The 23,477-nt window shown below is 59.0% G+C and carries 16 protein-coding genes; 5 read left to right on the top strand and 11 right to left on the bottom strand.

Features of this window, described 5'->3' with window-relative positions; translation table 11 throughout:
* Positions 1-20: 20 nt before the first annotated feature.
* From PYTT_RS12240 to PYTT_RS12195, 10 genes are all read right to left on the bottom strand, one after another.
* Positions 21-1,631 carry an SGNH/GDSL hydrolase family protein gene (locus tag PYTT_RS12240; protein WP_071133515.1) on the bottom strand — a complete coding sequence of 537 codons (1,611 nt, stop codon included), beginning with the start codon at positions 1,629-1,631 and terminating at the stop codon, positions 21-23.
* A gap of 92 nt (positions 1,632-1,723) precedes the next feature.
* Positions 1,724-2,536, bottom strand: a complete 813-nt coding sequence (locus PYTT_RS12235) for a PEP-CTERM sorting domain-containing protein (RefSeq protein ID WP_141675880.1) — start codon at positions 2,534-2,536, stop codon at positions 1,724-1,726.
* Between the two features lie 256 nt (positions 2,537-2,792).
* Complete coding sequence (locus tag PYTT_RS12230; RefSeq protein WP_083076950.1) at positions 2,793-3,302, bottom strand: CinA family protein; 510 nt, start codon at positions 3,300-3,302, stop codon at positions 2,793-2,795.
* 5 nt (positions 3,303-3,307) lie between these two features.
* Positions 3,308-3,802: a 2-C-methyl-D-erythritol 2,4-cyclodiphosphate synthase gene (ispF, locus tag PYTT_RS12225; RefSeq protein WP_067777493.1), complete on the bottom strand. Its 495-nt coding sequence runs from the start codon at positions 3,800-3,802 to the stop codon at positions 3,308-3,310.
* 20 nt (positions 3,803-3,822) lie between these two features.
* Positions 3,823-4,590, bottom strand: a complete 768-nt coding sequence (locus PYTT_RS12220) for an inositol monophosphatase family protein (RefSeq protein WP_245741043.1) — start codon at positions 4,588-4,590, stop codon at positions 3,823-3,825.
* Positions 4,587-6,341, bottom strand: a complete 1,755-nt coding sequence (locus PYTT_RS12215) for a transglycosylase domain-containing protein (protein WP_067777492.1) — start codon at positions 6,339-6,341, stop codon at positions 4,587-4,589. Before PYTT_RS12215 ends, PYTT_RS12220 begins: the two co-directional genes overlap by 4 nt.
* A gap of 29 nt (positions 6,342-6,370) precedes the next feature.
* Entirely contained in the window at positions 6,371-8,848 is a 2,478-nt protein-coding gene (locus PYTT_RS12210) for a tetratricopeptide repeat protein (protein WP_067777491.1), read from the bottom strand.
* A gap of 59 nt (positions 8,849-8,907) precedes the next feature.
* Positions 8,908-9,585, bottom strand: a complete 678-nt coding sequence (locus PYTT_RS12205; RefSeq protein ID WP_067777490.1) for an ExbD/TolR family protein — start codon at positions 9,583-9,585, stop codon at positions 8,908-8,910.
* Between the two features lie 27 nt (positions 9,586-9,612).
* Positions 9,613-10,038, bottom strand: a complete 426-nt coding sequence (locus PYTT_RS12200; protein ID WP_067777489.1) for an ExbD/TolR family protein — start codon at positions 10,036-10,038, stop codon at positions 9,613-9,615.
* A 21-nt stretch (positions 10,039-10,059) separates the two neighbouring features.
* Positions 10,060-10,818: a MotA/TolQ/ExbB proton channel family protein gene (locus PYTT_RS12195; protein WP_067777488.1), complete on the bottom strand. Its 759-nt coding sequence runs from the start codon at positions 10,816-10,818 to the stop codon at positions 10,060-10,062.
* Between the two features lie 68 nt (positions 10,819-10,886).
* Here PYTT_RS12195 and PYTT_RS12190 point away from each other — a divergent pair, with 68 nt between their 5' ends.
* A complete protein-coding gene (locus tag PYTT_RS12190; protein WP_245741042.1) occupies positions 10,887-12,539 on the top strand; it encodes an excinuclease ABC subunit UvrC in 1,653 nt (550 codons plus the stop codon).
* Between the two features lie 431 nt (positions 12,540-12,970).
* Entirely contained in the window at positions 12,971-13,333 is a 363-nt protein-coding gene (locus PYTT_RS12185) for a hypothetical protein (protein ID WP_067777486.1), read from the top strand.
* A gap of 18 nt (positions 13,334-13,351) precedes the next feature.
* Here PYTT_RS12185 and uvrA read toward each other — a convergent pair whose 3' ends face one another.
* A complete protein-coding gene (uvrA, locus tag PYTT_RS12180; protein ID WP_245741041.1) occupies positions 13,352-18,847 on the bottom strand; it encodes an excinuclease ABC subunit UvrA in 5,496 nt (1,831 codons plus the stop codon).
* 189 nt (positions 18,848-19,036) lie between these two features.
* Here uvrA and PYTT_RS12175 point away from each other — a divergent pair, with 189 nt between their 5' ends.
* The 3 genes from PYTT_RS12175 to PYTT_RS12165 are packed head-to-tail and all read left to right on the top strand — an operon-like array spanning position 19,037 to position 23,428.
* The gene (locus PYTT_RS12175) at positions 19,037-19,612 is read left to right on the top strand and encodes a hypothetical protein (RefSeq protein WP_067777485.1); all 576 of its coding nucleotides are present in this window, start codon (positions 19,037-19,039) and stop codon (positions 19,610-19,612) included.
* 11 nt (positions 19,613-19,623) lie between these two features.
* Entirely contained in the window at positions 19,624-20,649 is a 1,026-nt protein-coding gene (locus tag PYTT_RS12170) for a murein hydrolase activator EnvC family protein (RefSeq protein ID WP_067777484.1), read from the top strand.
* 22 nt (positions 20,650-20,671) lie between these two features.
* A complete protein-coding gene (locus PYTT_RS12165; RefSeq protein WP_067777483.1) occupies positions 20,672-23,428 on the top strand; it encodes a tetratricopeptide repeat protein in 2,757 nt (918 codons plus the stop codon).
* Positions 23,429-23,477: the final 49 nt, after the last annotated feature.

Below are 23,477 nucleotides of genomic sequence, written 5' to 3'. Positions count from 1 at the left end.
AGAATCCGTCAACAAACCCATCACGCCACGCGGCGGCGGCGCAGACAGAACACGAAGCAACCCGCCAGCCCGAGAACGGCGGTAGCCGGTTCCGGAATGGGCGCATAGGCGTGCAGCGTATCGAACGACACGAATGCCATTTCCCCGTAACAGGCCTGCCCGCTGGTAAATGCCCCGAGCAAAAGGCGATTGGTCTTACCGGAAACACCACCGGTGGTCTTGGCTTCACCGATGAGTTGATCGCCCAGCCAGACATAATATCCGGCCGCCGCACCCGACGAACCGTCGAGATAGGAAATGGTCAGATTGCTGAAATCGGTCGTCATATCGGCAACATAGAGAACCGTTGACCCTGTATAGCCCCATTCGATGCGGTCTTCATAAACTTTCAGGAAACCGTCATTGGCAACCCCGTTGCCCAACCACACCGTAAAATAGTTGTTCAGATCGCCCTTGGCCGCCATCTTCAAACTCAACGAAACGGTAAACTGCGTTCCGGCCTGCCACATCGATGAAATGCTCGATGCGGCCGCAGCGTTGGCCTTGGCAAACACAAGTCCCGTACCCGATGCGGACACACTGTATGCCGCCGGATTATTGGCAGTAAACACGGCCGAGGAAATGCTGCCGTCCGGCTTCGTCGTCGTAATCACCGGAGTCTTGGTCGTCAGATTCACCTGCGAGGCAAGTTGGCCCGCCTCCTTGCGCTCAAGCCCGGCCGTCCTCTGGGTCAAGCCCATGGCCTTGGCCAGATTTCCGGCAATGATCAGATTGCCCTGTTCGTTGGGATGAACCTTGTCGGCAAGGCACATGCCCGTATGAAGGTAACCGGTCGATGTCGTAATCCCTTTGTTGATATCTGCATACGACACGTTCGAATTGCCCGAGGCATCCTGCAATTCACCAAGGCGGGACTGCACATAACTGTTGTATTCCGGCGTCACCACATTTCCCGTCTCCGTACCGGCCTTGGAAGCGATACTGGGCATCGACAAAATCACGAAATTGGCATTCGGATTGGCCTGTCTACCGGCCTCAACGATATTTTTCAGGGAATTGAAGGTCGTTTCATAGCCGTTCTTCAGCAGACCGTCGGAATACATATCATTCGTCCCCAGCATGATGAAGAACGTATCGGGAGTATCGTTCCCCGTCATCGTCTTGCCCGTATAATTGGTCACGGCGCCGCTGCCGTTGAGGTATTGTCCCTGGGACAAGGTACCGCCCGGCACCTTGTCATACGTGCGGGAATCGGAAATGCCCAGCCAGTTATTGATATAGCCGCCGGCAGGCAGCGTATTCGGCCCCATGCCGTTCTTGTGGCCGTTGTTCATGTAATCGCCGCTCGTCTGGTAGGTGCGCCAGCTGGAGCCTGCGGAATGAACGTTATTGAATGTTTGCCCTTTGTACGTCAATGAGCCGCTAAAGTTGTAATTGCCAGAATTCACACCGACGAAACGGTGATCCGTTCCGTTGTCGGCCAGAATCTTCCAGAAATCGAACCGGTAACTACCGTTCTGTACGCCGTGCGTGATGGAATCGCCGATGAAAGCGACATTGCCGAGATCGGCCGCATGCGACACAGCCGCACAACAGGCCAGCAGAGAGAGAGCAAATAACGAATATTTCATAATTCTTTTGGTAAGATATCACATTTTCAGGAGAAAAATCAACGCGAAAGAGGGTATTTACGCCCATATTGAAATATGGACGGAAATCTCCCTCATGCTTGCCGCCTCCGGCGGCGAAGCATCAGCCCGGACAGGCCGAACAGGGCCAATGCCGCCGTCGATGCTTCGGGCACCGGTTTGTCAGCCAGCTTCTGTTTTTCCGCCAGGGTCAGATTCTGATCATACCCTTTCAGGAAATCGAGCGTGAAATTCCCCCGCACGATGGTACCGATATTTCCGCCTGATGTATTGTTGGAAGCCCATGTACCGTTGCCGGATGCATCGCGGTTGCCAAGCATAATCTGCGACACATAGGTATTGCCGAAACGGAAACTGCCGCTGAAGGTCATCCCGGTATTCTGCACTTCTCCACCGTCGACCGAATAAAAGAACCCCTTGGTCGCACCAACGGCCGTCTTGTAATCAAAGAAGAAAGTCAATGAGGATGTCGATGAAAAATCGTTGATGGCAAAAGATTTCCACCCTTCGCTGAATCCCCCGGCATACAAAGTCAAGGTCGTACCCGTGTAATTGTAAGCGAAACCGAACAGATTGGTATACGAGTTTGATCCGCCGACATTGAAAAAGGCCATACCCTGCTTGTCGGTGGCATTGGCGCTCTGCGCAATATTGCTGATACCGAGGGCAATCGAAGAATCGCGGCCCATCGTTGCTCCGGATGTATTCGAGCCGATGGAGACATAAGTACCGGTTGCGCCTGCCATAGGCGCCGTAATTGTCTGGGTAGCTGAAGAAATCGACGAGGAATCAACCTTGCCCTGATCGATGACGAGTGTTGCCGCTCCGGCAGAAGTCGCCAAAAAGGCCGTACAACAGGCTATATGGAAAAACAAGTGAGGTTTCATATCAATAAAAGTGAACCTCTTAATGCTATCGGATTAACAATCCGCTGTCAATTGGAAAAGCAAGCATCCTTTTTATCAGGATATTAAGACCACGAGACGATTCCCATCCACATGCAAATGTGTTTGCATATTTTCATTTTGCATCATAATTATATGAAATACAATTAATTATTACATTCAATCAATGAATGCGGATTGTTAATCTGCTGTATGCAAAAAACAAAATACAGGACCAGTACTTTTCTACCGGATCGGTCTATACATCAAGAAAAGGCGACATCAACGCATACGAGGCCACCATGGCACGGAACTCCTGCCGGGGCAGCGGATGCAACAATCTTTCAGCATGCACGGAACCGTCGCGGCGCACCCATGCAATCCATACCGTGCCAACTGGTTTTCCCGGAGAACCTCCATCGGGGCCGGCAATGCCGCTCACCGCAACGGCAAAATCGGCATCGGCCCTCAACCTCGCACCGGAAGCCATGGCACAAACAGTCTGTTCGCTGACGGCTCCGAATTCATTCAAAATATCCCACGGCACGCCCAGAAGGTCGTGCTTGGCTTCATTGGCGTACGTCACCCAGCCATACCCGAACACGGATGATGAACCGGGAATGCGCGTGAGGCTTTCCGCAATCAATCCTCCTGTACAACTCTCCGCCGTGGCGATCGTCCTGCCCTGCCCGGCCAGTCGCCGCACAAGAAATCCGGCGGCTTCTTCGGGAGAAGGCAGATGATCCAGAGAACGGGAGGAGCAGGCCATGGAATTTATTCGGGCATCAGGACGGACGCAACCGCCATGGCTGCGATACCTTCGCGGCGGCCCAGAGCACCCAGTTTTTCATTCGTCGTCGCTTTGATGCCCACGCGCCTGCCGGACACATGGAGCACGGCGGACAAGGCATCCTTCATGGCGGGCACATGCGGCATGATCTTCGGAGCTTCGGCGATCAGAGAAGCATCCACATTGATCACTCGACCACCCTGTTCCTCAACCAGCTCAACGGCCCTGGCCACAATCAGCAGAGAAGAAATACCCGCACACCCGGCATCGCCGGGAGGAAACCAGTAGCCGATATCCGGCAATCCCGCCGCACCGAGTACGGCATCCGCAATGGCGTGGCACAGCACATCCGCATCCGAATGCCCGTCAAGCCCGTTCGTCTCCGAAATGCGGACGCCCCCCAGATACAGCGGGCGAGGTTCCACCGAGAAGCGGTGAATATCATAGCCGAAGCCGCACAATGTCACGCAATCGCTCATGCCGTCACATGTATCGAAAATTAATCGCCGAGAGATTCGACAATGGGTATGGCGTTGTTCCACGCGATGATGGAACCCTGCTCTCCGCCTTCGGTGAAAGGCTCGAAATCCACACGGCCTCCGGCACACTCGACGATGAGCTTGCCTGCCGCCAGATCCCAGATGGAAACCATGCTTTCCACATAGGCGTCGAAACGTGCGGAAGCGATGTAGGCAAGAGCCAGCGCGGCGGTGCCGATAATGCGAACCTTCCGTACCTGGCCCGAAACGTGGGCGAAGCGGCGCAGGCCTTTTTCCTTGGAACCGTCCGTCTTGCCGTGGCCGATGAACACAATGGCTTCCGACATCTGCGTGCGGCGGGAAACATGCTGGACTTTGCCGTTCAGATAGGCGGGGCCTCCCTTCTCCGCATACCAGCATTCGTCGAGATTCGGATCGTAGATCACACCGACGATCAGCTCGCCCCTGCAGCGCAGGGCGATGGAAACGCAGTAGAGCGGGATGCCGTAATAGTAGTTGACCGTACCGTCGATGGGATCGACGATCCATTCGTAATCGGAAGAGGGATCGCCTTCCTTGCCTTCTTCACCGAGAATGGCATGGTCCGGGAATGCCGCCAGCAGCCGCTCGGTAATCAGGGCCTGGGACATTTTGTCCAGCTCCAGCTTGATGTCGTGCTGAGAGGCTTCATCCACATGCTTATCGTCATGGAAATGCTGCTTCAGGAATGCGCCTGCGGCCTTGGCCGTATCGATGGCAACGGTGAGTGCTTGCTGTGGAATCATCATTTTTTCTTGGTGTTAAGCGTATTTTTGGCTTCCGTATAGATCTGTTCCGCCAGATTGGCAGCCGTCTCGGAAAGAAGCTTTTTGAAACCCTTGCGGTCGTACATTTCGGGAGTTGCCTCATCGAAGCCCAGCCACAGGAAAACGGTCACGCTGCGCCCGGCCATGGAAACCCACTGGCCGTCCTGTCCGGGAAGGGTAATGTTCATATTCATCGTGCGGTTCGTCTCATCCGTCCGGAAAGGCCGGCACGATGCCACATTGCGAGCCGCTTCGCGCGGCACCACTTCCTTGGCGTCGAGCTGCTGCGTATTGACGTACAGAGGCGTATCGCCAAAGCTCGAAACCTGTTGAATCAATTGCAGAGGAAAATACTTGCCTCGGTTCTGGATGCAATACAGGCTGCGGGCAAGATCGATCAGCGGCAAGGAGAATTCCCCCAGATACAGCTCGTCGCTCTCGGGCAGATTGCCCGGCAGGTGAAGCCGTGCGCACGCATCCAGCACGGACTTGTGGCCAAGGGCGCGCCCCGTCTGCAACGGAGCATCGGCAATGATGTTGATTTGTTTCTCACTTGCGCGGCAGTTGACGACGGGCGCGAAAGCCATGCCCGGTTTCACCTCCTTGAGCCAGCGCGTCTGCCCGTCCTGCGGCGAACGGCCGCCGATCACGGCCAACACGTTGCCCGTCCGCGTCTCCACGCACATGGCGGCAACCTGCACGCAGCGGTCAAGATGTCCCTTGCTCCTCCTGGGCAGACCCTCCCAGATTTTATTCTTTTCGAGCGACTGAAGCGTTTCTTCGCATTTGCGCTCCATGAATTGCTGCAGGGGAAGGTTCAGGCTGGTATGCACGCGAATGCCGGAACTCTCCGTACCCACTTCGCCGCAGAGGCTTTCAAGCTCGTCAATCACCCACATGACGATATACGAGCAGTAAGAACCCTTGTCGAGGCGGTGAACGACGATCGGTTCCTTTTTCGTCTTCTCGTAGAGGGCTTCGGAAATCTTGCCCGTCTCATACATGCGCTTCAGGGTAGCATCGCGTTCGCGGGTCGCCGCCTTGAGATTGCGGATGGGATTGAAGTAGGAAGGCCCTCGGACAAGCCCGGCCAGCGTGGCGCATTCCGACAGGTTGAGCGAACCGACGTTTTTCCCGAAATACGTGCGCGCCGCCTGAGCGACGCCGTAGCAGTCCTGCCCGAAATAGATGCGGTTCAAATAGGCTGCCAGAATGGTTTTCTTGTCGTACGCCTCTTCGATGCGCTTGGTAATGGCGATCTCAAGCAGCTTGCGGTCGATGGTCTTGGCACGCAGGTCGAACACGTTGCGTGCCAACTGCATGGTGATGGTCGAAGCTCCCTGCTCGTAGGAGAAGGAAGAAATGTTCTTGAGAATGGAACGCAGAACGGAGGTATAGACGATACCCCCATGCTCCATGAACCGTTCGTCTTCGCGGGCGATAAAGGCATCCACCAGATATTGGGGCGCATCGGCAAGAGCGATATTGACCCTTTCGTTATCGTCCAGAGCGGAAATGCAGCGGCCTTCCGCATCGTAGATGGCGCTGTTCATCGGAGCGTCCAGCACGTGCGCCAGATCGTACTGGCTCGCGCGCCACGAGAAAACGATCACTACCGCAAAAAACAGGACGAGCAGGATGCCCAGCGGAATCAGGGCATACTTGATCCAATGCGGTACGCTGCTGAAGACATCGTACCACCGCTTGCGCCGATTGGATGAACTGGGCAACATGGCTTAATACGCGACCGTACCTCCTCCGGTCATTTCATGAAAGCTTCCGTTTTGGCATCCGGACGCCAGCCGGGGAACTCTTCTTCGAGAATGGTGGTAAACCTCTTTGCCTCTTCGGGACGGTTGTCCTTCATCAGGGCGCGGACAGCCTTATACAATGCCTTCGGCTTCAATTCCTTGTCCGATACGAACAATTCTGCCGTGGTGCCGTAGAACTTGGCAGCATCGCCATACTTCTTTTCGGCAAAGGAAGCATCCCCGAGAGCCAGCCGGAGCGAAGCCTTCAGGGGGCCTTCCACACCCATGGCAATGGCTTCTTCCGCCACCTTGCGGGCTTCGGCCGTCTTGCCGAGGCCGAGAAGGATCGCAGAACGGTCCAGCATGGCATCCGCACGGGAATAAGGTTTCGTCTCCATGCCGAGATACTGGTCCACAGCCTTCAACGCGTCATGATACTTGCCCAGAGCAAGTCGGGCTTTCGCCAGCGTCTTCCATACGACGGGCTCGGCCTTCTGAACGTCCGCCGGTTTGGCCGTGGCATCTGGCCGCTGAACGGCGATGGTCAAATACTTGTCCGCCGCTTCATAGTCTCCGGTCTGGTAGCACTTCCAGCCGAGCCAACGGTGAATGGCCAGAGGAAGCGTCTGGAAGGTGGAACTGTTCTCCTGCTCCAGCGCCTCCATGGCATCAAGCAACTTGTCGGAATCCTGAAGCTTGTAATAGCACAGGGCGAGGTACATGCCCACCTGGGAACCGTATTTCTCGCCGTTGATGGTGCGGGCTTCCTGGAAATGAGGCACGGCTTCAGCCGCCCTGTCCTTTTCGTACAGGGCCTGAGCCACGGCAAAATGGGCTTCGCTGGTCGCGGCGGGCTTGATCTGGGGGAAATTCTCCAGCAGCCCCTGATAATAGCGGATCATCTTGTCGGGATCCTTGCGGGCGCAAATCTGGGCAGCGCGCTGCCATGCCGTCGCGGCGGCCATCGTCTTGCCGTAGCTGTTGATGACTTTCTCGAAATCGGCCAGAGCCAGGTCTTCCTTGCCCGACTTGTAATACAGCTCGCCACGGTACAGGTAAGCCTGCGCCGCGCGTTTGTCCTTGCCGTACTTGTTGATGAAATCGCTCAGTTCGACAGCGGCCTTTTCGGCATCCGCCGGGTCCTTCGACTGGCTCATGGCCCACGCCTTTTTCAAGGCGACATCGGGCCGCGCATTTTCGGGAAGGTTATCCACATTGACCAGCCCATACTGGCGGACGGCCTCGGGGGCATTCACCGGAAGCAGACGGTCGGCATACATGAATCGCACCACATCGTTCGTCGGATTCCCGGCAAAAGCAGCCGAGGCGGCGTACTGCTGCAAATAATGCTCGGCCAGAGGCAGGAAGTCGAAGCTGTTGGACTCCTGCGCGCAGACGAGCCTTCTGTAGGCGGCATCAAGCGCGCTTTCCGTCTGGGGGGCAGCCTGTTCGACCATGCCGAAATACTCCATCGCGGGCGCATACTGCTTCTGATGCATGAATGCCTGCCCGATGATGAGGCACCGGCGGGCTTCCAGCCTGGGATCGCCGAGCGGCTGCATGCCGGCCTGCGCCCGGCGGACGATTTCGGCATAATTCTTGTCGCGGTACAGGGCGACGAGCCCTTCCATCGAGCCTTCGGAAACGTAGCCGGACATGCCGGGTATCGACGCCAGACGGGCATACAATTGCTGGGAATCGGCCGTTTTGCCGAGCTGGGAGGCAAGGCGGGCTGCCTGCAGCGTCGCCGCGCCGCGCCGCTTGTCGTCCAGCCCGGATTGGCCGCACAGGCGCACATAGCAGTCGTAGGCCTCCTGCAAACGGTTGGTCGCCACATAGATCGGCCCCAGAGAAGACAAGGCGGCCGTCACGAGCTGGGAAGACACTCCCGGCGTCGCCAGCAAGTTCCTGAACATGGTTTCGGCGCGGTTCTGGTCGCCCATCTCCGTGTAGGTGCGGCCGAGGCGGAACAGAATGTCTGCCTTCAGTTCGGGTTTCGTCGTGTTCTGCAAGGCAATAGTGTAGTACCGTTCGGCCTTGCTCCAGTTCTTTTCGTCCGCACTTTGCGAGGCGAGCTTGTAGGCGGCGGCCGATGCGAATTCATCGTTCCGGCCCTGATACCTGGTCGCGATTTCAGCCAGCGCCAGATTGGCCTGCGGTACGTCGCCGATCTCCATCAGACAGGCGGCCTGATAATACAAGGCCTTGGAACGCTGCGAAGATTGCGGATACCGGGCGGCGAAATCGGCAAACAGCGAAGCGGCCCTTCTCAGCAGGTCGCCGCGCTCAACGGGGCGGTCGCGCAACTCCGCCGTCTGGCTCTGGGCATACATCTGCTCGGCTATCGCCATGCTGTCGGCCTCCCGGTTGGCGACAAGAGGAGTCTGTTCATCCTCCACGGCCTCGGCGACGGGCGACGCATACTGCGCCCATGCCGGAAGCCCGGCGGCGGTGGCGGCAACGCTGGAAATCAGGAAACGGTACTTCATGGCGTGATGCAAGGGCTGAAAGGTATATGAATCATTCCGTATGGACAGAAGGAGGCGATTTACGAAGGTTCGTCGAACTTGGGTAATTGGACTGACTTGATTCCGGCTTTGATCAGATCCTCCATCAAGGTCATCATATGGGCATGGCGGACATCCGGCGCTGATGTGATACGGAAAGACGCATGGCTGTTCTCCTCATGGAGAGCCTTCAACTTGCCGACCAGTTCTTCCCGGCTGGCGGGGCGTTCGCCGTCCACCAGCACGGAGCCGTCGCGCAGCAATTCCAGCGTCACGAGTACCGGCGCAGGAACGGCCTTTCTCGTCGAGAACGATACATTCCAGAACCCGGCCTTCGTGCAGGCATCCAGCACGTCCACCATCTTCTGGTATTCCGTCTTTGCCTCGCCTCGGATACGGATTGTCTGATCTTGGTCCTGCATGGCTCTTTCGCGCAAGTGGGCGTAGAGCCGGTCCTTGTCCTTGAAGCGCTCGCCGTCGATCGTCACCGAGCCGTCTTCATGCACATTGAGGGTGATTTCGGAAGCTTCGGCACGGCCGCTGCAGGAATCTCTGTACACCTGAGCGGGCACACTCTTCGCCGTCACCGTGCGGGGAGCCTTGCCCTTGATGGTCACAACAACCGTATCGGGTTCCGTCTTTGAATCGGCTGCATGCAAACCCTGGCAGGAAAGCAGTGCCATGCAGCAGGAGAAAAGGAAAGAAGCTTGTTGTTTCATGATATCCGGGTTGGGGTCAATGTTGTGTTATGGAGCCGGAACAGCTCTTTTCGTCGAGAACGATACGTTCCAGAACCCGGCCTTCGTGCAGGCATCCAGCACGTCCACCATCTTCTGGTATTCCGTCTTCGCATCGCCTCGGATACGGATGGTCTGGTCCTTGTCCAGCAGTGCGCTGTTATACAGCTTGGCGTAGAGCTGATCCTTGTCCTTGAAATGCTCGCGGTTAATGGTCACCGTGCCGTCCTCGCGCACATTGATGATGATCTCGTTCGGATTATGGCGCGCCGTTTCCGTCGCCTGCTCCGCCGAAGGCACCTTCACCTTCAGATCCGGTTCATACAGACTGAAGGTCTGCGTCACCACGAAGAAAATCAGCAGCAGGAACACGATGTCCAGCATGGGGGCCAGCTGGAAACCGATGGGTTCGGGAACTCGTGCTCGAAATTTCATGAACGGAAAGGAGGCTGGGGATTAAATATCGTCGTCATCCAGAGATTCCACATGAGGCGATGCGAGGGTCGCCACGCCGAGGCGCTGTTCGCGGTCCATCTGCATGGAAATGACGGAAAGCAGGTGAGTCATCGCCACTTCCATATCCGTGATGCGCTTCTGGATGCGGCTGCGGAAGAACACATAAGCCAGCATGCAGGGAATGCCCAGCACAAGGCCGCCCGCCGTCGTAATCAACGCTTCGGACATGCCTCCGGCCAGCAGCTGCTGCAGCCCCTGCTCTGCGGACTGGAGCCCGGCCCCGACTTCGCGGTTGGAAAGCTCGATAAAGGTCTTCATCATGCCGATCACGGTACCGAGCAGGCCGAGCATCGGAGAAATCGCACCGATGTCGGAAAGCCACGAGATAACGCGCGTCAGGATGTTCACCTGGCGGGAACCTTCGGCATTCGCCACTTCGCGCACTTCATCGATGCTGGCGCGCGGATTGCGCTGCAGGAACATGACGACGAGCTGAAGCGTGCGTGAAATACTGGAATCGTTATACTTGCAAAGGGCGAGCGTACCGGCGTAATCCTTCTTGCGAAGGTAAAGCTCCGCCTCGCTGACGAAACGGTGCGGCAGCACGGCTCCGCTGCGCGTATTCCAGAGGCAGAAGAAGAAAATGATCGTGGCAATGAAAGACAATGCCAGCAACGGATACATGATAAACCCACCCTTGTCAAAGAGTTGGTGCAGATCCCAGGTAATGGTGTCGGCTAGTACGGGGACGGATGTCATGGCGTGTTCGGTTAGTATAGCGTAAGTTCCGCAGGAATCAAGAGCGATACCTGTCTGTATGGTACGATTTGCCGGCGACCGTTCTTACAGGGAAATCCGCCATCCGCGCCGTATGCCCCGAAGAGGGCTTTGCCCGCCGGAATTCCCTGTGGTATAATCAACCCCGGATGACCAAGGCCGAACTCAAGGAACGATGGCGCGCGACGCCCCACCGCCCCGGCGTGTACCTGATGAAGGACGGCGCGGGCGGCATCATCTACGTCGGCAAGGCCAAGGATCTCAAGCGCCGGCTCGCCAATTACTTCTCGCCCTCCCGCAAAACGCTGGAGCATCACAAGACCCGCGCCCTGATCGCCTCCATTGCATCCTTCGACTACTACGAGACGCGCAGCGATCAGGAAGCCCTGCTTCTGGAACAGAAATTCATCAAGGACTACCGCCCCCACTACAATATCCAGTTCCGGGACGACAAACGCTTTTACCTGCTCAAGGCCGCCCGCCACGAGCGCATTCCCCGTTTCACGCTCGTGCGCCAGAAAAAGGACGACAAGGCCCGCTACTTCGGTCCATTCGCCCATGCTACGGCCCTGAAGGAAACGCTGGAATGGATCAACCGCCATTACCGCCTCCGCACCTGCACCGCCCGCCATCCCGGAGAAAAGGAATACCAGCATTGCCATGCCGATGTGATCCGGCAATGCTCCGCCCCCTGCATCAACCGCATTTCTCCGGAAGAATACCAAGCCAATTTCCAGGCCGCCATGGATCTGCTCGAAGGGCGCGGCCGCAAGGACGTACTGGACGGCATCCGGGACGAGATGATGGAGGCCGCCGACAAGCTCGATTTCGAAAAGGCAGCCGTCCTCCGGGATATCCACGAGAACCTTGTCAAAACCTTCGAACCGGCGCGGAGATTCACGAAAGGCTCACCCGACCTGCCCGGCACCGTGCGCCCGGATCACGACCTCGCCGAGCTGGGAGCAGCCCTCGGCATGAGCGAACCGCCCGCCATCATGGAATGCTTCGACATTTCCAACCTTTCCTCGAACCACATCGTCGCGTCGATGGTGCGCTTCACCAACGGACGGCCGGATAACCAGGCCTACCGCCGCTACCGCATCCGCAGTGTAGACGGGCAGAACGACTTCGCCTCCATGATCGAGGTCATCCGCCGCCGGTACTCGCGCATTCTCCGCGAGAGCGCCGCCATCCATGAAAAACCGGAAGGCATGTCCGCCTATGCGTGGCTGAAGCAGCTGAGCGCGGAAGGCAAGGCTCCCATCAAGGTTCCCGATCTCGTGATCGTGGACGGCGGCAAAGGGCAACTCAGCGCCGCCATGGAAGAGCTGGAAAGCGTCGGCCTCTCCGACATGCCCGTCATCGGCCTCGCCAAGCAGCACGAAGAAATCTTCTTTCCCGGAGAAAGCGCCCCCCTGCGGCTCGACCATGAAACGGGCGCGCTCAAACTGATGCAGCGCATTCGCGACGAAGCCCACCGCTTCGCCAACAACTACAACGAGCTTCTCGTCCGCCGACGCGTCAAGGAAAGCCGTCTCGACGCCTTCCCCGGCATGAGTCAGAAGCGGAAGGAACTACTGCTTTCACGCTTCAAATCCGTTTCCAACCTCCGCAGCAGGACGCCGGACGAAGTTGCCTCCCTGCCCGGCATTTCCCGCGCATGGGCGGAAAAATTGCTGGTTTGGCTGGGTGATTCCGCCTGAAACAGGAAATCACCTGTCAGTATGACACGGATTCGCTCGCAACAAATCTATCACCCCGCTCTTTTTATAACAAAATCTAATCACTTAAAATGAAAGAATTGCAAGAAAAATAAACCAAAACAAAGAATCTTTCACAGACATTATATATATAGCCAGATTAAAACTGCACACAGTTGTGCAAAATTGTGAAATTTCAGTTGACGCAACCGCCAAACTCTACTATAACAGCACCCGTTCGGCAGTTTTCCATCAAAAAACAGACACCGAACACTCTCTATATTGTAACTTGAATGAAAGCGATTCTGATCTTCTGCGGTCTAGTCCTTCTGGTAGCACCCATGATGGCCCCCGGGTTTTTACGGCTGAGGCCGGTCACAGCCTTTCTGGCCCGGACACTGGGTATCGGCATATTGGTTCTTTACAGCTATGTCATGCTGTATCCGACAGTACTTTTCCGGTACATCGACGATAAAACGGACTATTGCTGTCTCATCCACAGCCTTCAGGAAGATTCCTTTCTTGAAGGCCGCATTGACGATCTGACTGTCGGCAAAACATGGGAACAGCTCACCTATCTCGGCGCACCTCAAAACACCGACCATCAGGACAAAATCTGGGTCTGGGTTGAAGGGGGCAAGCCTGCGCCTCTGGCCGATCTGGTCGCCAGCGGAAAACGCGGCGTGCATATCCAATTCGACCAGCAGGGCGTCAGCTTCAATCTCGATACCTGCCATATGCAAATGAGCAAGAAGGTATCCCATCTTGTCGACACCGATACGCCCGATTCCAAGTAATCGGGCGCACCTCCCTTTTCATCCCTCCAGTTCCTGCCTGAGGAACGGAGCAGTTACGCTCTTCCTGCTGCGGGCCACCGCTTTCACGGAACCTTCCGCCACGATGGTTCCGCCTTCGCTGCCGGCTCCGGGGCCTACGTCGATCACGTAATCGGCCTCGGCGACCAGCTCGAGATTGTGCTCGATCACGACCACCGTATTACCCAGTTCGACGAGGCGTTGCAGCACATCGATCAACAGCCGGACATCCTTCGGATGCAGGCCGATCGTCGGCTCCTCGATGAGGTACAGATCCTGCGGCAGCTCACGCCCCTTCTTCACGGCCTGAATGGCTGCCCGGCGACCCTTGATCAGCTCGGAAACGAGTTTGATGCGCTGCGCCTCCCCGCCCGACAGGGTGTTCGACGCCTGCCCGAGTGTCAGGTAGCTCAACCCCGTCTCGCACAGCAGGCGGAGAGGTTCGGCCAGCCGGGGCTGGGAATCGAAAAATTCGGCGGCTTCCTCCATGCTCATATCAAGCACTTCGGCGATATTCTTTCCCTTGTACCGCACTTGCAGCGTACGTGAATTGTAGCGGCTGCCGCGGCACGTCTCGCACGGGATGGAACAGGGCGGCAGAAAATCCATCTCCTGCTTTTCCATGCCCGTACCCTTGCAGGCCTCGCAATTGCCGGACGACGTGTTGAACGAGAACCGCCCCGCATCGAATCCGAGCCGCTTGGCATCGGCGGACATGGCAAAGAGCTTGCGGATCTCGTCGAACAGGCCGACGTAAGTGGCCGGAGTCGAACGCGGCGTCTTCCCAATCGGGCTTTGATCCACCTGATACACGGCACGCACCGTATTCAGATTTTTCGTACTTTTCCACGTTGCCCGCTCTTCCTTCGTCGCCTTCTGTCCCGCTGCATCGCGTGCGGCCACGGCGAGCGTCCCCGTCACCAGAGAAGTCTTGCCTGCGCCGGACACCCCCGTCAGCACCGTCAGGCGGCCACGGGGAACGCGCAGATCCACCGATTTGAGGTTGTGCAGCGTACATCCCTTCACTTCGAGGAAGGGAACATCCTTCACCCCGCGCCATGCGCCCCGGTAGGGATGCCTGGGCTTATCGCGAAGGGCCAGACCCGTCACGGAATCTTCCATCGCCTCCAGCTCGCGGAACGTACCCTGAGCCACGACTTCGCCGCCATGCACTCCCGCGCCGGGGCCAAGGTCGATCAAATGGTCGGCACGCTTCATCGTCTCCTCATCATGCTCGACCACGAGCAGAGTATTTCCTCTCTGCTTCAATTCGTCGAGCGTGGAAAGCAGGCGGTCGTTATCGCGCGGATGCAGACCGATCGTCGGCTCGTCCAGCACATACAGCACCCCGCGCAACTCCGACCCGAGCTGGGCAGCCAGACGGATGCGCTGCGTCTCCCCGCCGGAAAGCGTCGTCGCACTGCGGTCGAGCGACAGATACCCGAGGCCTACCCGCTGCAGGAAATCGAGGCGTTGCGAAATCTCCGCCACCACATTGCGGGCAATCTCTCCGTCGCGCCCATCGAATGACCATGAGCGGACGAGATCCAGAGCCTCCACCGCGCTCAACTTGCCCACATCCGCAATTCCCTGGCCTTGCAGCATCACACCGAGAGCCCACGGACTCAGACGCAGGCCGCGGCAATCGGGGCAGGTGCGCACGGATGTGTCCTTGCCTGCCGCGCGTTCGACATCGCGGTCGAAGCGCAATTCGGCTTCCAGCTCCGAATTCGCCTTATCGCTGTCGAAACGCGCTTCGGAAATGCGCCCGTGCCCCCGGCAGGTCGGGCACCAGCCGCGCGGTGAATTGAACGAGAAGGTCGAAGGCTCCGGTTCCGGGAAACTCTCGCCGCAGCAGGGGCATGCCAGCTTCGTTCCCAGCAGCTCCTCCCTTTTGCCTGCCAGCAGGCGAACGAAACCGTCTCCCAGCTCCAGCGCATGCGCCACGGCGCGGCGCACATCGTCACCCTCGCCGAGCAACGCGGTCACAATATCCACATCATGATTGGAATAGCGGTCGAGCGGCACGAACTCGGAAGGCTTCACCAGCCTGCCGTCCGCCCGGAGATAAGGATACTTCTTGCCCTCCGCCCAGCGGGCCAGATCGGCGTAATGGCCCTTGCGGTTGCGTACCACGGGGGCGGCCAGCATCAGGCTTCCGTTCTGCGCCAGCCTCTGTTCCACCATCGCCAGCAGCTCCTCTTCGCCGCGCTTGCCTACCGGAACCTTGCAAGACGGGCAATGGGGCGTGCCGAGCTTGGCATACAGAAGGCGCATGAACTGCCAAACCTCCGTCACCGTACCCACGGTGGACTTCGTACCGCCGCGCGAACGGTTCTGCTCGATGGCAACGGTAGGCGGCAGCCCCGTCAGGCGGTCGATATCCGGCACTTCGAGCTGTTCGGTGAACTGGCGGGCATAGGGAGACATCACATCGAGGAAACGCCTCTGCCCCTCGGCGAAAACGATATCGAAAGCCAGCGTGGACTTACCGGAGCCAGACAGCCCGGTAATCACCGTCATCTCTCCGCGCGGAATATCCACATCGATATTCTTGAGCTGGTGGTGGCGCGCGCCGCGCAGGGCGATCACCCCCTCCGGCACATCCTCCTCATGATCAACCGCTTCCGGCTCCGCCGCCAGCAGATCGCCGGACTCCATCCCCAGCATGGGCCGCAGATATGCGCCCGTAAAACCTGCACCCGCTTCCGCCACCTGCTCCGGCGTACCCTGCGCCACGATGCGGCCTCCTCCCGCCCCGCCTTCGGGGCCGAGATCGATCACATGGTCGGCGCACTTGATCAGCTCCAGGTTATGCTCGATGACCAGCAGGGAATGCCCGCTCTCCACCATCCTGTAAAAAACCTGAAGCAGCACTTCCAGATCGGAGAAATGAAGCCCCGTTCCCGGTTCGTCCAGAACAAGCAGCTTGCCCTTCTTCGACTCCTGCCCGAACGTATCCACCAGAATCTTGGCCAGCTTCAGCCGCTGGTTTTCGCCGCCCGACAGCGTATTGAGCGGCTGCCCGAGGCCGAGATGGCCCAGCCCCACGCTCAGAAGAATATCCAGCTTCCGGCACACCCGCACCGCACGGGCATTCTTCACCCTGCCGAACACCTCCCGCGCACTCCGGATATCCAGAGCCAGCACCTCGGACATATTCATGCCGTTCCACTTCAGCCCGAGAGCCTCCTCCCTGTACCGCGTGCCGCCGCACAAAGCGCAGGGCACGAAAATATCGGAAAGGAACTGCATCTCCACCTTCTCCTGACCGAGGCCGGAACAGCGCGGGCAGCGGCCATCCCCGCTGTTGAAAGAAAAATAGCCCGCAGTCAGCCCGCGCGCCTTGGCGGCAGGCTCCAGAGCGAACAGCGCGCGAATCTCCTCGAACATGCCCACATAAACCGCAGGCGTGGAACGGGGAGTACGCACGATTGGGCTCTGGTCCACCAGCACCACCTCCTCCACATGCTCGAAACCCTTGACGGAAGCCACCTTCCCCGCAGCCTCCTCGGAAGCCGTGCCGAAATGGACGCAGGCATGGGCATACAGAATCTCGCGTGCCAGCGTACTCTTGCCCGAACCGCTCACGCCCGTGAGGCAGGTATAGACTCCGAGCGGAATATCCACATCCAGCCCGTGCAGATTGTGGCACTCCGCCCCCCGAATGGAAAGCTGCTTCTTCGCCTTGCGCCGCTTCTTCGGCACGGCGATGGAACGGCTTCCGGAAAGGAAATGCCCTGTGGCAGACTCCTCCAGCGACAGAATACCCTCGGGCTGCCCCGCATACACCACCCTGCCCCCGCCTGAGCCGGACGCGGGCCCCATATCCACCAGATAATCGGCGGCACGCATCACCGCCTCCTCATGCTCGACCACAACCAGCGTATTCCCGCGCTTCCGCAGCCGCTGCATGGCGGAAATCAGGCGGCTCGTATCGCGCGGATGCAGCCCCACCGTCGGCTCGTCCAGCACGAACAGCGTATCCGTCAACGCAGCGCCGAGGCAGGTCGTCAGACTCACGCGCTCGATCTCGCCGCCCGACAGCGTACGAGTCAAACGATCCGCCGTGATATAGCCGAGGCCAACCTCGTTCAGATACGCCACGCGGCTCCGCAGCTCGCGCGCCACCTGCAGCAAAGCCTTGTCCGTATCCGCAGCGGGCATGATATGCACATCGATCCAGCCCAGCAGCTCATCCATCGGCATTGCCAGCACCTCCGGCACCGTCTTTCCGCCCACGGTAAACCGCAGAGCCTCCGGCCTCAGCCTGCCGCCTCCGCAAGCCGTACACTCGCTGTAAATCCGGTAATGGCTCAGGAACACGCGAATGGGCATCTTGTGCGTATAACGCTCCATCTCGATGAAAAACCCCTTGATACCGTACCACAAATCACCTGCCGTCGCCTTCTCGATATCGTGTTCTTCGCCTTCGACCACCCACTCCTTCTCCGCCTCCGTCAGCTCGCTCCACGGCACATCCACACGCACCTTCTTCGTGCGGCGCCCGATCCTCACGAGATCTTCGCGGCACTCCTGCATGCGTTCGGACTCGAACACCTTCACCGCTCCCTGCCGGATACTCAGCTCGGGCCGCAGCCCCTTGAGATAATCGTACACGATCATGCGCCCGTACCCCTTGCACTCGGGACACGCGCCCAGCGGCGAATTCCCGGAAAACAGGCCGGGCCTCGGCTCGAGAAGCGGGAACCAGTCCCCCCGGAACGACTCAATCGCCCCCCAGCCGTCCTCCGTCCGGGGGAACACATGAACCACATCTCCGCCGAGGCGCATCGCCGTCTCCACCGCCTCCATCAACCGCTGCAAATCTCCGTTGCCCTGCAGGCGCACGCGATCCTGCACCACCAGCCATCGGCCATCGGCATCGAACTCCGGCAGCCCCGTGGCCGCTTCGTCCTCCTGCATCTCGTCCAGCCTCGACACACCGTCCTTCGTTCGCAGGCGCACATACCCCTGCCCCATCAACGCCTGCCGCATCTCGTCGAACGTCCCAACCACCGGCACGGAAAAACAGACCAAAACATCCGCCTCGCTCCCGTACTCCTCCGCCAGCCGGGTCGCCACGGAAAGAGGAGTCTCCGGGCGCACCAGCCGCCCGTTCTCGTCATGCCCCACGGCAATCCGGGAAAAAATCAGCTTCCAATACTCGTTCATCGCCGTCATCGTACCGACCGTCGAACGGGAATTTTTGACGGAATTGCGCTGTTCCAGCGCAATCGCCGGAAGAATATTCTCCACGGCATCCACATCCGGCCTGTCCATACGATCCATGAACTGCCGCACATACGGCGAAAACGTCTCCATATAACGCCGCTGCCCCTCGGCATACAGCGTATGCATCGCCAGACTCGTCTTGCCGGAGCCGGAAGGCCCCGTCACCACCGTAATCCCGCCGAGCGGCAACTCGACATCGACATTCTGCAAATTATGCACCCGCGCTCCGCGAATGCGAATATGGCGTTCGTTCTCCATCATCGTTTCGAGAATTATTCTTAAATAAAAAGGTGGAAAAGTGAAGTCGAACGCGCGGCAGCATCGATATTTTCGCGGCACGCACATACGCCGCGTCCGGACCGGCATTCAGACTCCCCGCACCTCCGGGACAGCCGCTATTATCCGAAATTTGGCTTCACAAAACGTTATCCCTCGTGTAAAATCCATCCCATGAAAAGCTTGAGCCTGCTGATGAGCGCAGCTGCATTGGGTATCTGCGCCCTCGTATCCTGTGAAAGCCGCCCCTACCCCGTGGGATTCCACCTTGAGGCTGACGGCGGCGAAGGCGGCTCCAACTTCGTCGTCAAACACAAGGGACGGTTCTACGACAGGTCGCCGTTCCTTTCGCTCGTCCATTTCCAGAAATTCGCCTCCTTCCTGAATCCCGACGGTTCCTACTGCGTCGTACTTGAAGCCAAGCCTGAAATGCAAATGCGGCTCAATACCATGACGCAAGCCAGCATCGGCAAGCATATTCTACCCACCGTCGCCGGGCTGAGCTTTGAACCTCTTGTCATCAAGGAACCCAATACGGACGGCAAGCTCGTCATCTGGAACGGGCTGAACGGCTACGACCTCTACATGATCAGCAAGCACGTCGAACCCGCCCAGCCCGAGATCGAGGAAAAACGCTACCTGAAGGAAGACCCGCGCCCGCCGCGCCCCAAACCTCAGGCGCAGCCCGCCAAGCCCTCCTCCCCGCTGACGAGACCGGATATCGAAGAAATCGAATCGCCCCAGGGATAACTCCTTCCGCCATGAACGGACTGCTCCGCCTGCTACTGGGTGCCGCCTGCATCCTCCCAGCCTTTTCCCAGACCGTCTTCCGCCTGCCGACGGAAAACGACGCCCTCTTCCGCAACGATCCGGAAGGATTCTTCATGTATGTGGACCGCAACTTCGAAGGCGTCAAATCCAAACCCTGGCAGGGAGGCTCCTACGGCTTCACCCGCACCATCGTCCGCACGCCTGCCGGAGGCCCCGTCGCCACCCACTTCCATGAAGGCATCGACATCAAACCCGTGAAGAGGGATGCGCAGGGCGAACCGCTGGACATCGTCCGCCCCGTCGCAGCGGGCACCGTCGTCCATGCTTCAAGCAATCCGCGAGACAGCAACTACGGCCGCTACGTCGTCATCGAACACCGCCTTCCCGAAGGCAGCATCTACAGCCTGTACGCCCACCTTGCCGACGTCACCTGCAAGGCGGGCGATGCCGTCGGCACGGGGAACACCATCGGCATACTCGGCCACAGCGGCGTGGGGCTCAACCGCGAACGCTCCCACCTCCACCTAGAGTTCGCCCTGCTCCTCAACAGCAACTTCCAGAACTATTACGACAGCCTCAAACTTGCCACGCCGAACAAACACGGCAGGTACAACGGCATGAACCTCGCAGGCTTCGACCCCGTACCCGTCCTTCAAGCCTGCCGCAACGGCCAGCCGCTCGACCTCAAAAAACTCTTCGCATCCATGGAAGAACAGTACCGCGTCCGCATCCCGTGGACCGGCACGCCCGACCTCCTCAAACGCTACCCCTTCCTGTGGCACAACCCGAACGGCGTCCGCACCCCTGCTTCCATCGACATCTCCTTCACCGGCGGCGGCGTACCCATCCGCGTCGAACCCCGGCCGGAAACCGTCGACAAACCTTCCGTCGTCAAAGCTCTCTCCCACCCATTCTCCCAGCTCTACCGCACCGTCAACCGCGTCCAGGGTTCCAGCAAAGAGCCTGTCCTCACGGCCTCCGGGCAACGCTACATCCGGCTGCTGACGCAACAATAAGCACTATTTTTCTTCCCCCTCCATGCTCCGCTTCACCACGCTCGCCCTTCCGGCCTTCTGTTCGCTGATCCCTTTACTCCCGGCAGCCGAAACTCCGCCAGCCCCTGCCCCGGCTCAGGCTGCCCCGGCTCCGGAGGATGCCGCAGCCACACAGGAAGAACTGAAAAAGAACCGCTCCTACCAGTCGGGCCTCGCATCCTTGCAGAAAAACCTCGCCTCCCAGGCCGTCATCCACTTCGACAAAGCGCTCAAAACAAAAGACCTGAGCGATGCGGCACGCGAACAAATCATCCTGCGCCTTGCGGAAGCATACGTCCGCAACGACAAAGCGGCCGAAGCCATCGCCCTGTATGCCGCTCTGCCTGACGGCAAATCCCCTGCGTACTGGTCGGGGCTCGCCTTCGCCAAGGCCGGACGCTATGTTGAGGCCGAGCCTCTTCTGGCTTCCATCCCGGCGGAAGACCCTCTTTACGGAGCCGCCTTGCAGGCTCTTGCCTACGTCTCGCGGCAGGCCGGAGATCAGGACGTCCTCGCCGACACGTTGCAACGCATGATCGCGCTGGATGACAAAGAACTCAAAACCAAGGCTCAGCTTGCCCTCGCCGAGCAAAAGCTGGACAACGGCGACCTCAAGGATGTCCAGCCCCTGCTCGATGCCGTCCTGAAAGCCGAAGAAACCGACAAACTGGCCGCCAGCCTGCGCCCCGTCGCCACCCTGCTGGACATCCGCAAGGAAACCGCCCTCAAAAACTACGACCGTGCCGAAAAACTCTGCAACGAGCTCATCGACACCAAAGGCAACACCGACTTCATCAAGGACAGCGCCAAACTCGAAAAAGCCTGCATCCGCATCAGCCGGGCGAAAAACCAGCCTGCCCCATCGGCCGCAGCAGACGATGCCGACATCAGCGACAACAACGGAGCCGGGGAACAAACCATCCGCCAGTTCATCGACTCCACCCCCAACTCCACCCTCCTGCCGGAAGCCTTCGCCATCCTCAAGGCCAACGACGCCTTCGCTCTCGATCCCACCATGATGGCCAAACTGCACGAATGGGAAAAAAGCAAGAACGCCAACCTCGGCCCCATAGCCCGCCTCCATCTGGCAGAACAGAACTATCTCCGCAACAACAGGGAGGATGCCCTTGCCCTCGTTCGGAAAGGCATCGAGGCCGCGCCGCGCCACGCAGCCACGCAAAACCTCCTGCTCATGGGAGTCCAGTGGCTGATCTACGACGGCAAGGTGGACGAAGCCAAAAAACTCATGGACAAATCGTCCATGAACACCGCACGCGCCCTCTTCCAGCGCGGATACATCGCCTACCGGGAAGGCCGGTATGCCGAAGCCGAAGCCGCATTCTCCGAAGCGCGGAGCCTCGCCAACGACAGCCAGATGGCTGCCACCACCATGAACACCGCCCTCGCGGCGCTGATGGACGGACACACGACCCAGGCGGACGCCCTCGCCAAAGCCGAAAAAAACGATCCCGAACTCTATGCCCGGCTGCAATACCAGCGCGCCCACTTCCTCTCCCACTACAAACAGGAAGATGCCCGCAAGGCACTCGAAAGCTTCATCAAAACCTACGACACTCAGCCCGCGCCATCCGGCACGAACGGAAGTGCAACACCTGAAGTCAAACCGCCGTCGCCCTCCATACGGCATGATGTCGCCCGCGCACACATGGACCTCGTCCAGCAGCTTCGCTCCTCCAGCCCCCGCCGCGCCCGCACCTACATGGAACGGCTGGACGGCATGGACACCTCGGACTGGGATAAAAACCTCATCCGCCGCCGCGCCCTGCTCCGCATTGCGCTGGAAGAAGCCCAGACCCAGTACCCCGAAGCCATCGCCGCCACCCGCAAAGCCCTGCAGGAAATCAACGATCCCGAAGCGGCGGCGGCGCTGCACCTGAAACTCGGAGACCTCCTCTACCGCAGCGAACGCTACGGCGACGCCCTCCAATCCCTCACCACCTTCATGGAAAGCTACCCGGAATCGCCCCTGCGCGATGCCGCCACCTTCCTCGCCGGCAAAGCCGCCGCCAAGGTCAACACCTCCTCCAGCCTCGCCGCCGCCGCCGACCTCTTCCGCGAATGCGTCGCTCGGCGCGGAAACTACGCACCCGCCGCCGCCATCGAACGCGCCTCCATCTTCAAACGCATGGGCAAAATTCAGGAAGCCCTCAACGAACTCAGCGACGAATTCATCGCCACCCTCAAACCGGGTGACAAAGCCCTCGCCCTCTCCACCAAGGCGGACGCATGGCAAACTCTCGCCGAAAAAGACCCGGCAGCTCTCACCAAGGCACGCGACCTCTGCACGCAACTCCTCGAATTGACCGACCTCCCACTCGCCTGGACCTTCCGGGGACTCGCACAACGCGCCCAGTATGCCGAAAAAGCCGGAGACACCGAATCCGCCCTTGCCGACTACCAGCAAATCATGGCGCACGACCCCTCCGCCCTCGAAAGCGCCCCGCGCCAGCACTGGTACTGGTACTACCTCTCCGGATTCTCCTCCATCCACCTCCTTGAGCAGCAGGGCAACCATATCGCCGCACTCGCCATCGCCAATGCCCTGGCCAACACCAGCGGCCCCCGCGCGCAGGATGCGGCCAACCTCGCCCGCCGCATCCGGCTTGAAAACTTCATCTGGGACGACTCTCGCACCCTCTTGAAAGAACGCCCCGCCACTGAGGAGAAGCAGCCTGCCGCCAACCCGGAAACAAACGGGGAAACTCCCATTGCCGAACCCGTTCCAGACGGACAGCCGTAAAACCCGCATTTTCGCCTTGCACAGCCATACCCCTTGTGGCACATTTCTT

The sequence above is a fragment of the Neoakkermansia glycaniphila genome (assembly GCF_900097105.1).
In the GTDB taxonomy this organism is placed as follows: Bacteria; Verrucomicrobiota; Verrucomicrobiia; order Verrucomicrobiales; family Akkermansiaceae; genus Akkermansia; species Akkermansia glycaniphila.
This window is presented reverse-complemented; position numbering and strand designations above follow the sequence as displayed.